The organism is uncultured Subdoligranulum sp., assembly GCF_937890665.1.
The window spans coordinates 26,423-37,866 of the sequence record NZ_CALADU010000296.1; the positions used below are offsets into that span (position 1 = coordinate 26,423).

Here is an 11,444-nt window from a genome sequence, read left to right on the forward strand (position 1 = left end):
GTATACTGACAACACGCTGAAGACAGCTTTGGCTGTCCGGGGCGATTTTCCTACACACAACATCCGGCGGTTTTCGCCGGCACAGGAGGTACACTATGTACTACACCAATGGCAACTATGAAGCATTCGCCCGCCCCCGCAAACCCGCCGGGGTGGAAAACAAACAGGCTTGGCTGGTAGGCAGCGGGCTGGCCAGTCTGGCCGCCGCGGCCTTCCTGATCCGAGACGGTCAGATGGAAGGCAGCCGCATCCATATTTTGGAGGAAGCCGAGCTGCCTGGCGGCGCCTGCGACGGTATCCTGCGGCCCGACGTAGGCTTCGTGATCCGGGGCGGCCGGGAGATGGAGAACCACTACGAATGCCTGTGGGACCTCTACCGGTCCATCCCCTCGCTGGAAAAAGAGGGGGAGAGCGTGCTGGACGAGTTCTATCGCCTGAACCACGACGACCCCAATGTGTCCCACAACCGGGCCACGCTGGAACGGGGCCGCAGCGCCAACACCGGCAACCGGTTCGAGCTGGAGGACGAGGCCGCGCTGGATTTGATGGCCCTCTTCTTCACCCCTGACGAGCAGCTCTACAACAAGACCATCTCCGAGGTGCTGGGGGAATCCTTCTTCCGCTCCAACTTCTGGCTCTACTGGCAGACCATGTTCGCCTTCGAGACCTGGCACTCCGCGCTGGAGATGAAGCGGTACCTGCAGCGGTTCCTGCACCACATCGGCGGCCTGCCCGACCTTTCGGCCCTGAAGTTCACCAAGTACAACCAGTACGAGTCCCTGATCCTTCCGTTGGTGGCCTACCTGCGGGAAAACGGCGTACAGTTTGAATACGGCGTCCGGGTCCGCAACGTGCTGTTCCACTTCCTGCCCGGCAAAAAGGTCGCCCACCAACTGGTGCTGGAGCGCCACGGCCGTCCCGAAACGGTGGAACTGACCGAGAATGATCTGGTCTTTGTGACCAACGGTTCCTGCACCGAGGGCAGCGCTCTGGGCGACAACGACCACGCCCCCGAACTGGATCTGGAATCCGGGCAGGGGTCCAGTTGGGAACTGTGGAAAACATCGCCGTACAGAACCCGGCCTTTGGCCGGCCGGAGGTGTTCTGCTCCAACATCGAGGCCACCAAGTGGGAATCCGCCACCGTCACCCTGCTGGATGACCGCATCGCCCCCTATGTGCAGCAGGTCTGCGGCCGGGACCCCTACGCGGGCAAGGTCGTCACCGGCGGCATCGTAACCGTCAAAGACTCAGCTTGGATGATGAGCTGGACCTTCAACCGGCAGCCCCACTTCAAGGCCCAGCCCGAGGGGCAGTTGGTCGGCTGGATCTACGGCCTTTACCCCGAGCGCCCCGGCGACTACGTGGGCAAGCCCATGGAGGAATGCACCGGCGCCGAGATCTGCATGGAATGGCTCTACCATCTGGGTGTGCCGGAAAACGAGATCGAAACGCTGGCCCGGGAATCCGCCAACACCGTCCCCTGCATGATGCCCTACATCACCGCCTTCTTTATGCCCCGTCAGGCGGGGGACCGCCCCGACGTAGTGCCTGAAGGCTGCGTAAACTTCGCCTTCTTGGGCCAGTTCACCGAGACCCCGCGGGACACCGTCTTCACGGTGGAATACTCGGTCCGCACCGCCATGGAGGCCGTCTACACCCTGCTGGATGTGGAACGGGGCGTGCCGGAAGTGTTCGGCTCGGTCTATGACCTGCGGTGCCTGCTCAACGCCACCCACTACCTCTTGGACGGCCGCAAACTTACCGATATGAAGCTGCCCTTGCCCTACAAGCTGGCCCTGCATGCCGGGCTGGAAAAAGTTCACGGCACCACGCTGGAAGAACTGCTCACCACCTATCAACTGATCTGACCGGCCCTGCCGGAGGAGGAACCATGAAACATACCGCCATTCTCTCGTTAGAACAAGCCGCCCGGGCCTCGCGCAAGCGGGTCCTCACCGGCGGCGTGGCTGCCGGGGCTCTGCTGACCGGGCTGGGCGCGGCTGCCCTCTTCGCCCCCATGCTGTTGGGCTGGTCGTTGGCCGTGCTGCTGGTGATCGGGTTTACCCTGTACGGCGGGGTGCAGCTCTGGACCTGGGCCGAAACGCCCCGGGACCGGCGCAGCAGTTGGACGCTGCTGGGGGGTCTGGCCCTGCTGGGGTTTGGGGCCTTCGCCACCCCCTACGGCGGCGCGGCACTGATCGCCACCTTAGCCAACGGCGTTGCGTTTTTCACCGTCCTGCAAGGCATCGCCCAATTCATCACCTTCTCGGAGATGCGCCGGCAGGGCACCCCGGGCGCCGGCTGGCTGCTGGCCGCCGGCATCCTGAACACCGTAGCCGGCAACCTGATCGTGATGCAGCCCCTTGTGGGGTGGCTGGCCGTCAGTACCATCTGGGGCATCTACCTGATGTTCTCTGGGCTGGCATTGGCGGTGGAGTCCCTCTCCAACCATCGCGGCTGCTGCGCCGACGCCCCTAATACCATAACAAACCAAGAGCCTTCCGCCCAAAAGCGGAAGGCTCTTGCCTGTATGTAGGGGTTCATTCGTCGTTGGGGTCCGGCTCGTTTTCGGTAATGGGCATCTGTACCAGCAGTTCAAACCGGCTGCGGTCAAAGCGCAGCAGCCCTTCGTCCCGCATCTTGCACAGCTCGTTGGACAGGGCGCTGCGGTCCACAAACAGAAAATCCGCCAGATCCTGCCGGTTCAGGGGGATGACAAAGGTGCGGCTGCCCGCCTTGTGATACTGGGCCGACAGATAGTCCTGCAGCCGCTCCCGCATGCTGCGGCGGATGCTGTCCTCCAGTTTGCGGGTCAGGTACTGGCCTTTCTGGGCCACGGCCAAGGTCAGGTTCTGCAAAAAGCGGATCTGGGTGGGGCCGTCAGCACATTGTTGCGCAGTAGCTGGTCCACGCTCAGATACAAAATTTCGGTGGGTTCCTCGGTGGCAATGGAAAGATGCAGCCGGTATCGGCCTACCGCATTCACTTCCCCCACGGTGTCCCCGGTTTGCAGCACATACAGCAGGTTGTTGTTGCCGTTGCTGTCAACGTGGGCCAGATGCAGGCTGCCCACCAAAATAATGCCGATCTCCGGGAACAGGTCGCCGTCTTGGGCCACCACCGTCCGCCGGGGATACCGCACCCGCCGGGGCGACATAGCCTCCACCGCCTGCAAAATTTCCTCATCGGTCATATTGCGGAACAGCATGCCTTTTTTCAGCAATGCCAGATCCAATTTTTGTTCCATCCGGGACGCTTCCCTTCTCTTCGGATTGTCTGTATTATAAATTATAATGCGCCCAGACGCCCCCTGCAAGAGCCGGCGGCGTCATCCACTCAAAAAAGAGCTTGCCGCAGCAAGCCCTTTTGGATGGATTTTTGTTTATCCGTTTTGCCCCGGCAGGGCGGACCCGTTCTTGGCCTTGCAGATCAGTTGGGTCATCGTGCCCATGGGGCAGTAGACGCACCAGCTACGGGGCTTGAACAGCACCATGGTGAGCAGTCCCAGCACCGTGGAGGTCAGCATCACGCTGTAAAAGCCAAAGGCGAACTGGGCCACGCCGGGGTGGAACAGGGTGCCGTGGTAAGCCCCGTGCCAAGGCAGCTTGAAGGTCCACAGCAAGGTGACCACCTGTTTTAGGTCCTGTGCCCCGGCAAAGACCAGTGCGGTGTTCCACAGCATGACGAAAAACATGGCAAAGAAAAAGGCCAAAAATCCGTAGCGGAAGGCCTTGCTCTTCATCCAGCGGGGAACGTCCCGCCGGCGGGATAAACCAAACCGCCCGCCCAGCAGGGCAAACAGTTGGCCGCGCCCGCAGTAGCGGTTGCAGTACCCTTTGTTGCCGCCCACCACCGCAAAGAGCAGCGGGATGCAGAAGCACAGAAGCCCCAGCCAGGCAAACAGGATGTTGAAGAAGCCCAGCACCAGATAGAGCAGCGAAGCGATCCACAGATAGTCGTACCAACGTTTTTTCATCTTGCGGCCTCCTCTACGGTGATCACACTGGCAGGGCATTCTGCGGCGCATTTTCCGCAGCCAACGCACCTGCTCAGGTCCACGCGGGCCACGATGCCCCGCACGATCTCGATGGCATGCAGCGGGCAGACTTTAACGCAGCACCCGCAGGCCACACAGGCATCGCCATCCACCCGGGCCTTTCGCCGTTTCACTTCTACTCCCATGGTATACCTCCCAAAATTCAATGGGACCAGTATACAAAAAAAGTCCCGCTCCTTTCTGTGACGAGGTCACGCAACACCCCACAAGAAAAGAGCCTCACTCGCGGTGTAAGGCTCTTCTTGTGGGTATATCCGGGGAGGCGCGCCCCCGGTGCGCGCCCTGTTTGCAAGGCATGGGGGTTACCCCTGCCGGCGCAGGGGTGCGGTAACGGGGGTGCAAGGGGGCCAAAGTGCCGGGGCCGGCAGGGACGCACGCCGGGGCCACCCCTGCAGCACAGCGGAAAGGGCCACATCGCAGGCGATGCCGTCAGTCCGCCCACTCGGCTTTGTGGGCCTCCCACCACGCGGGGAAGTTGGGGTCTTTCGGGGAGAAGGTGGGTTTAAGCTTCATGGTAGAGGCTTTCTGCCCATCTGCGATAAACGGCCCCATGATGTGAGCCCCTGCGGCGAGATGCAGGAACTCCATCAGAAAACCCTTGTTTTCCGTCCATTTTTTGCCGTCATACCGGGTGGCGGCTTTTTCTTCCGTGATTGAAAATTCGTTGCGGTGAACGATTTGCACCTGACCGAATAAGTATATGATGGCCTGTTTATTCGCTTTTATCTTCTCTTGGTCAAAATGGACGGGGCTTTGGTTTCTTCATATCCAAACTCTTTTTTGAACAAGTAACTGTACTCGATCTCTTTTGTCTCGTCAGTTTTCAAACACCTGTTGAAGAGGGCCTGAACATTGTCCTCGTTCAGTTCTAACGGCCGAAACCCTTCGGATTTGATAATCGGTTTTTTATTGAGAAACCCCATTCCACAAGCCTCCTGTCGCACCCAAACAGTGCAGAAATTTGGTTGCCTTCATTATCCTAACTATAATCGGCAAGGGCAGTTCCTTTTCCCTTTGCCGATTGGCCACGGGCCTTACGTTTCGACATACACCAAAGTTTTCCGCCAGCATTCTGTTGGTCTTTTTCCCTCCGCCGACAACATTCTTTCGTTTAGGTAGATGGGCATTTTCAAAGCCTTCTCCAGCATTTGGGCCATACCCTCGCCATCCGAGCAGGCCAGCGCCGCAGCCACCCCCTCCTGCAGAAAGGGAGCCTCCAGAATGCGGCAGAGCTCACCGGCATCTACCGGCTGGATGTCATGTTCGTTGAAATAATAGTCTCCACGGCAGGTAACTGCTTCGGGACAGCCCGCATTGCGCACCCCACAGAGCTGCAAATCGCAGATGTCAAACCGGCAAACGCCTAAAACGGGCACACGACACCGACGGCCAAAATTCCACGCCTGTTCTTCCAAATTTTCGCTTCGGATATGGTCGTACCAATAAAGACTTACAAAGTGGGGCTGTACCACTACAATGGCAGGGTCTTCCCTTTGCTCCCAATCATCCAGTCCTGTCCGCAGGTTGTCCAGCAACGCTTTGCCTGCACGCTGTTTTGTCTCATCCAGTTGGGGCACCTGCTGCTCGAAGACTTGGCCCAGCAGTCCCAGTAAATCTTCCGTTTCTTCCCTCCAAAAGGACGGATCATCCAACAAGGTCTTCAGTTTGGGCAGCAGCGTACCACGATCCTCACACCGCAGATGGAGGCTTGCCTCTCTCGATCCCATGAGCAACGCTCCTTCTTGATTGCAATCCAAACTTTCTTTTTACTATACTTTCAGTTTATCGGCTTCCGCCCTTCTCTACAATCAGCAAGCCTCACAAAACCATACAAAAAGATTTGACGCCTTTTACAATTCCGCTGCAGGCGGCGGTCGCCTTCGCAGCCATTCTCGTCCTCCGATGGTGCACCAGCTCAACATTCCGGGTTATGGCAACAAAAAAAGAGCCCTACGTTTTCCGTAAGGCCGTGTAATAACAAAATCGCAACCCCCGTCACGCTCTGCCTACCTCTGCACTCCCCGGGGACTCTCCCGCACTCTAAAAAGGGTCCACTGGACCCTTTTTGCCCGCCGGAGCAGACGGCGGACCCTTACGGGTTGCGGTGCCCGCATCGGCCAGCGTCCCTTGGAGCGGGCCGCCGCCTCTGCGACCGCGGCCCCTGCTCCGGCTCCCTGTTTCCGCCGCAGGCGGCGGTCGCCTTTGCAGCTGTTCTCGTCCTCCGATGGTGCACCAGCGCAACATTCCGGATTATGGCAACAAAAAAAGAGCCCTACGTTTTCCGTAAGGCTCTTTCTGGTGCACCATCGGGGACTCGAACCCAGGACCCACTGATTAAGAGTCAGTTGCTCTCCCAACTGACCAATACTAATGGTGTAGTCAAAATTTTCCATGTTGTTCTTCTCCCAAGAACTGCTTATAAGTTCCTCGCACATGGATTGTAATCTTGTATCCTTTTCCAACCTCCACCTTTTCGAACAGCTGCGCCAGGATGACTCTTTTTCTTTCGACCGTAGCAAGATCAAATTCATTGGCCCAACCAAGGAACTCATCGTAGTAGCTACGAATCTGTTGCACTGTAGTTCGGTCATCATTGTTCTGCAGCAAGGCCGCGTATTCATCTTTTGCCTGTCTGACTTCTGCCTCTGCCTGCGTAATCAGCCGGGCCAGCATCTCCTGCGAGAAGGCGCTCTCCCCTTCCAGACATTTCAACACTTCATCCTCATAGCGTTGTTGCTTGTACTGGGCTGCCTTGATTTTCTTCTCGGCAGCCTGCTTTTTTCTATTATGGTTTGCTTCTTGCTGACGAATCTTCTGCTCGATGCTCTTATCATAAGGCTCGCTCTTAATCTTGCGGAACAGTTCATCGGCGTAAGTAAGCACAATTCTGTCTACCCGCTCTGCCAGATAAAGTGACTGACCATCACATTGCCGCAGGTGCTGACCGCGCTGGTAGCAGTTGTATTTGGCCTGCACCTTCTCCCGGATACTCCCATCGGCCAGCTTATATCGGTCCGTATGCAAAAAGGCCGACATCTTCGCCCCGCAATGTGCGCAGACTATGATGCCGGCCAATAATGTTGGATTGCTGCTCTTTTGGGCAGCGTTTTTATCTTTCATAGCCTTTTTGCTTCTCTTGCTGATCATCTCGTTGGCCTTGGCGAACAAAGCCTCATCAATGATCTGCAGCTGCGGCATAAACTCCGATCTTGCCGCCTTAGTAATGATATATCCAGTATAGCCTTCATGCTGAATCATTCTCTTGATGTTGGAAGACTGGAACTCCGCCCCCTGGCGGGTACGCAGTCCTCGTTGGTTCAGCATCTGTGCCATGGCATATCCACTGGCACCTTCTTCCGCCACTTTCATAAACACTTCCCGGACCCATTCCGCTTCATCTGGATTGATTTCCAGATCCTTTACGGGCTGGTCTCTCTTGTTGACTCTACCTTTATTAATAGCTCGATATCCGTAAGGGACAAAACCTCCGGCAAAATGTCCACTGGAAACGATCTGACGGATGCGGTCCCTGGTTCGCATGGAAGTCTTTTCGCTTTCCCCTGCCGCCTGCCAGAACCGGATATAGTTCATGAGCTTGTCGCCGTGACTTTCGATACGCTGCTGGCCTTCGTGGGTGCTCCACATCTGGATGCCGTGCTGGACGAACCATTCCAGTACAAACGGCGTTTCACTCTCGATGCGTCCCAGCCGGTCAAACATATACACAAGAAGGATATCGAAGTTTCCCTTGCCCGCTTCGCTGCGCAGTTCCTGAATCACATCCCGCTTATTGGCGGAAACTTTGGAACCCGAGATTCCCTTCTCGGCTTTTTCCAGTACCACACGCCAGCCATGCTCCTGGGCGAACTTCCGACAGGCGATCTTCTGCATAGGGATATCGTCGTGGTCCACCTGTCCTTTCGTGGAAACTCGATAGGACAGGGCCGCCCGTGGTGCATCGACCTCCAACCGCATCTGTTGGGTCATAAAATACGAATCATCTAACCACTTCTGATCTGCCTGCGAGATCTCCACTTCCTGCCCATGTTGGTCCCAAAATGTCATTTTTGTTCCTCTCGCATTCTCTTAGTATGGGTTATTTGCCTATCCCAACAATACTCATTCCGGGACAGGAAAGCTATCACCAAAACGGAGAAATCCCTGTCTTATTGCGGGCCGGAATTTGACGGTTTACCCTCACGGTGTTTTCTCTCTGCATAGGCATCCATGATCATGGATTTTACTTTTTCAAGTGTATCTTCATCGTCTTTTTCCGAAAAGTATATGGTAACGGAGCCCCCCTCTACTTCCCGTTGTATCCGAGTACGGCCATCAGGCATCTGCTGTATGTATTCCTGCACACCGGTTCCTTCCTTTCGGGCAATCTGCAATCACACAATCCAGACTATAAAGATATAGCTGATATCGCAAACTTACGTCGGTGGTGATCAGCGTCACATCGCTTGCCTGTAATTCGGTATTCGGGTCGGGAGAAACCAGCCTTAAAGTGTCGGGCGTTCGAGACCAAATTTAGTCGGAAAAGATAAAGCCACTACCGATGCTCTTTTAAATCCTGTACACTGGAAAGTGCCAACAACCCAGTGGAAAGGAATAGCGATGAAAGAGCAAAATGGTAATGGCTTTGCACCAAGTATAGCACAAGCCATAGAAGAAATGAAGGCGTTCCAGGGAGACTCCTTTTCCCTGGAACGTATCAACTTGGCCGAATTAGAACGACGAACCGGCGTATCTCGTAGCAGACTGCGCAGACTCAAGAAAAACAGCTTCCAAGATTTGCCTCGGAGCACCAAAGGCAGTAAACATACGGTCACAAAACTCAGCGGTTATACCGGCCTGTTGGACAGTTTGTTGCGCCAAGGAGTCAAGAACTCCTCTGTAGTGTTGGAGCGTTTGCGACAGGCCGGTTTTGAAGGCGGGGCAACCATTGTAAAAGAGTATATCGCCGCCCACAAACACCTTATTCCAGCCAAGCGCCAGTTGGTTGCGGCGCAGGGAAACCGTGGCCGCCGGTACGTCACAAAGCCCGGTGAAGCCTACCAGATGGACTGGGGATTCACGGATGTTCTGGATTACAACAGTCGGACCTACCGCGTTGCCTGCTTCGCCATGATCTGCCACCATTGCGGACAGCGGTATATTGAGTTCTTCCCCAATGCCCGGCAAGAAAACCTGTTTATTGGGATGATCCACGCTTTCCAGTACATGGGGATTCCACGCTATGTGTTAACCGACAATATGAAGAGTGTAGTGCTGCACCGGGATCTGGAGGGACATCCAGTCTGGCAGAAAGACTACGAGACCTTTATGCAGGCCCTGGCCTTCGAGACAAAGCTTTGCAAGCCACGGCATCCCTTTACCAAGGGCAAGGTGGAGCGGTTGGTTCGCTTTGTGAAAGACAATTTCCTGGCTGACCGAGTATTCTGTGATCTTACAGACCTCAACTGGCAGGCGCTGGAATGGTGCAACAAACAAAACGGAACATACCGCCGTACTGTGGATGGTGCGCCTCAAAAGATTCACGAAACTGTATGCGGAGAACAGCTGCGTATGGTACCGGAGGATTCTGTCCGATTCTATCTCTGTCCGGAAAGAAAAATCTCCTTTGACGGTTTTGTAAATTACGAGGGCAGGCGTTTCGGTGTACCCTACAGCTATCCTGGCGCAACAGCCAGAGTGGAGCGCAACGGTGATTTATTGCGCATCTATTCTGCTGATCTGAAGGTACTGCTGGCTACACATACCGTTACCTGGAGCCGCACCGACAGTTTCTGTGAAGGACAGTACGAATCCTTGGCACAGCCAGAAGAATTTCCCACAGCGCCTGTACAAACACAGATTTTACAGCTTCCAAAGCCCTTACAGGATCTCTCCTTTGCCAAATTTGATTTTGACAAGGAGGACCAGGTATGAAGGAAACAATCTTTGAGCAGGTGGCGTCCGCTGCTTCTGTTTTGAAGCTGGATCTTTCCGCTGAGGAATTCGCTCTGTTCGCAGAAGACCGGGAATTCTCAGAAGCAGGAATGGAAGCAGTGCAAGCGCTTCTCTCCTATCTCAGCGAAAAGAAGCAGCAGACCACCATTCAGACCTTATTGAAGATGAGTCGTCTTCCTACAAAAGCACCCAAGACCTTTGAGAATTTTGACTTTTCGCTGCTTAAAGGGAGAGATGTGGAACGCCTGAAGGTTTTGTCCTCTTTGAACGCTATCTACTCTCACCGCAACCTGGCCTTTATTGGTCCGGCTGGCACAGGCAAAACGCATTTGGCTCAGGCTTTCGGCTACGCCTGCTGCCAGCACGGGTTAAAAACCTATTTCATTAAGGCATCTGAACTCCGGGACCGATTCACAGCAGCCAGGCGTTCCGGAAAGACCGATTCCTGCCTCAACGGCCTTGTGCGCCCCTCTTGCCTGATTATTGACGAGATTGGCCACTGTGCCTTTGACAAAGAGAATACCAGGCTGTTCTTTGACCTGATTGACCGGCGATACAACAAAGAAGGCAGTTTCAATATGATCTTCACCAGCAACAAGAACCCGGCTCTCTGGCGCGAGGATTTTGAGGAAGACGCTACCTTGCTGTGTACGCTGGACCGCATCTTTGACGATGCTACTGTGTTTAAGCTGCGTGGTGAAAGTTTCCGGGGAAAGAAACTGGAGACCGTTTCTTTGCAAACAGGCAAGATACCTGCGGTTGAGCCGGTAGTGGCGCAGGAGTAACCAATTTATGAGTGCTGGGTTGTTGGCACTCTTTTTATTTATTCTGCTGGCTCCGACTTTTCCGACAAAAATTGGTTAAATACTCCCGACAAAATATGGTCGCGATCTCCCGACGCCAACATCGGCAAGGATCTTGCAAAGTTTGCTTCTCTTACGGGCAAATCGAGAGAGCCTTGTTACTGCCACGGCATCGACATCGCCCCTGCGCACGGCCCGGAGCATGGAAAATAAACCGGGCCGCCAAAAGGAATTGTCCTTGGTACATTCGCAGCTTTGGCCAACTATACAGTACCCATTGCAATTGGCCCATTCACGAAGTTCTGCCAGCTGCTGTTCAGCAACAGAGCGATGCCCGCTGCCTGTGCGCGCATACAACCAGACACGCGGAAAGAAAAGCACATCTTCTTTCTTGCGTTCCATCTCACACCTCCGAATCGTAATTCGGGAGAGCCATCCAGTGCCGGCCGCCCGGTTCGATCCAACCGCACTTAACGCCGAAGGTGTGGATGCCATAGCAGAGCAACGAAGCGATAAGCCCTTCCAGTTCGGGACGGCCACAATGTAGATGCTCGGCATCCACCACGATCAGAACATCTGCTTCGCCGTCTGCCGCGGCGCGCAGCAGGTCGGCCATACCGGGGCGCAGCG

At 55.4% G+C, this 11,444-nt stretch carries 14 protein-coding genes and 1 pseudogene; 4 read left to right on the plus strand and 11 right to left on the minus strand.

The genetic code is table 11. The annotated features are described in order from the left end of the window. The first annotated feature begins 95 nt into the window (after window positions 1-95). A pseudogene (locus tag Q0526_RS17160) lies at window positions 96-1,870 on the plus strand (oleate hydratase). A 23-nt stretch (window positions 1,871-1,893) separates the two neighbouring features. Continuing rightward, window positions 1,894-2,538 (plus strand): DUF308 domain-containing protein, encoded by a 645-nt coding sequence (locus Q0526_RS17165; protein WP_298736335.1) that lies wholly within the window; start codon window positions 1,894-1,896, stop codon window positions 2,536-2,538. Window positions 2,539-2,542: 4 nt separating this feature from the next. Here the strand turns inward: Q0526_RS17165 and Q0526_RS17170 are convergent, their stop codons facing one another. The 9 genes from Q0526_RS17170 to Q0526_RS17210 all read right to left on the minus strand — a co-directional run bounded on the left by Q0526_RS17170 (window position 2,543) and on the right by Q0526_RS17210 (window position 8,420). Then, window positions 2,543-2,860 (minus strand): helix-turn-helix domain-containing protein, encoded by a 318-nt coding sequence (locus tag Q0526_RS17170; protein ID WP_298736338.1) that lies wholly within the window; start codon window positions 2,858-2,860, stop codon window positions 2,543-2,545. Further along, window positions 2,848-3,249: a cyclic nucleotide-binding domain-containing protein gene (locus Q0526_RS17175; protein ID WP_298736340.1), complete on the minus strand. Its 402-nt coding sequence runs from the start codon at window positions 3,247-3,249 to the stop codon at window positions 2,848-2,850. The genes Q0526_RS17170 and Q0526_RS17175 overlap by 13 nt, the downstream gene beginning before the upstream one ends. Before the next feature lie 135 nt (window positions 3,250-3,384). Then, on the minus strand, window positions 3,385-3,978 hold the full coding sequence (locus tag Q0526_RS17180) for a 4Fe-4S binding protein (protein WP_298736344.1): 594 nt from the start codon (window positions 3,976-3,978) through the stop codon (window positions 3,385-3,387). After that, window positions 3,975-4,184: a 4Fe-4S dicluster domain-containing protein gene (locus Q0526_RS17185; protein WP_298736346.1), complete on the minus strand. Its 210-nt coding sequence runs from the start codon at window positions 4,182-4,184 to the stop codon at window positions 3,975-3,977. The genes Q0526_RS17180 and Q0526_RS17185 overlap by 4 nt, the downstream gene beginning before the upstream one ends. A 304-nt stretch (window positions 4,185-4,488) precedes the next feature. Continuing rightward, window positions 4,489-4,611: a hypothetical protein gene (locus tag Q0526_RS17190; protein ID WP_298736348.1), complete on the minus strand. Its 123-nt coding sequence runs from the start codon at window positions 4,609-4,611 to the stop codon at window positions 4,489-4,491. 170 nt (window positions 4,612-4,781) lie between these two features. Beyond that, a complete protein-coding gene (locus Q0526_RS17195; RefSeq protein WP_298736350.1) occupies window positions 4,782-4,982 on the minus strand; it encodes a hypothetical protein in 201 nt (66 codons plus the stop codon). Window positions 4,983-5,093: 111 nt separating this feature from the next. After that, window positions 5,094-5,786, minus strand: coding sequence for a hypothetical protein (locus Q0526_RS17200; RefSeq protein WP_298736353.1), 693 nt, complete (start codon window positions 5,784-5,786; stop codon window positions 5,094-5,096). A 652-nt stretch (window positions 5,787-6,438) separates the two neighbouring features. Continuing rightward, complete coding sequence (locus tag Q0526_RS17205; RefSeq protein WP_298736356.1) at window positions 6,439-8,124, minus strand: recombinase family protein; 1,686 nt, start codon at window positions 8,122-8,124, stop codon at window positions 6,439-6,441. A 101-nt stretch (window positions 8,125-8,225) separates the two neighbouring features. Then, window positions 8,226-8,420 carry a hypothetical protein gene (locus tag Q0526_RS17210; RefSeq protein ID WP_040917526.1) on the minus strand — a complete coding sequence of 65 codons (195 nt, stop codon included), beginning with the start codon at window positions 8,418-8,420 and terminating at the stop codon, window positions 8,226-8,228. Between the two features lie 358 nt (window positions 8,421-8,778). Here Q0526_RS17210 and istA point away from each other — a divergent pair, with 358 nt between their 5' ends. Both istA and Q0526_RS17220 read left to right on the plus strand, forming a co-directional pair. Continuing rightward, window positions 8,779-9,990, plus strand: coding sequence for an IS21 family transposase (gene istA / locus Q0526_RS17215; protein WP_298736361.1), 1,212 nt, complete (start codon window positions 8,779-8,781; stop codon window positions 9,988-9,990). Next, window positions 9,987-10,796: an ATP-binding protein gene (locus Q0526_RS17220; protein ID WP_298736364.1), complete on the plus strand. Its 810-nt coding sequence runs from the start codon at window positions 9,987-9,989 to the stop codon at window positions 10,794-10,796. The genes istA and Q0526_RS17220 overlap by 4 nt, the downstream gene beginning before the upstream one ends. Before the next feature lie 75 nt (window positions 10,797-10,871). Here the strand turns inward: Q0526_RS17220 and Q0526_RS17225 are convergent, their stop codons facing one another. Beyond that, the gene (locus Q0526_RS17225) at window positions 10,872-11,216 is read right to left on the minus strand and encodes a recombinase family protein (RefSeq protein ID WP_298736366.1); all 345 of its coding nucleotides are present in this window, start codon (window positions 11,214-11,216) and stop codon (window positions 10,872-10,874) included. 1 nt (window position 11,217) lies between these two features. Beyond that, a partial coding sequence (locus Q0526_RS17230) for a hypothetical protein (protein WP_298736369.1) occupies window positions 11,218-11,444 on the minus strand: 227 nt, incomplete at its 5' end.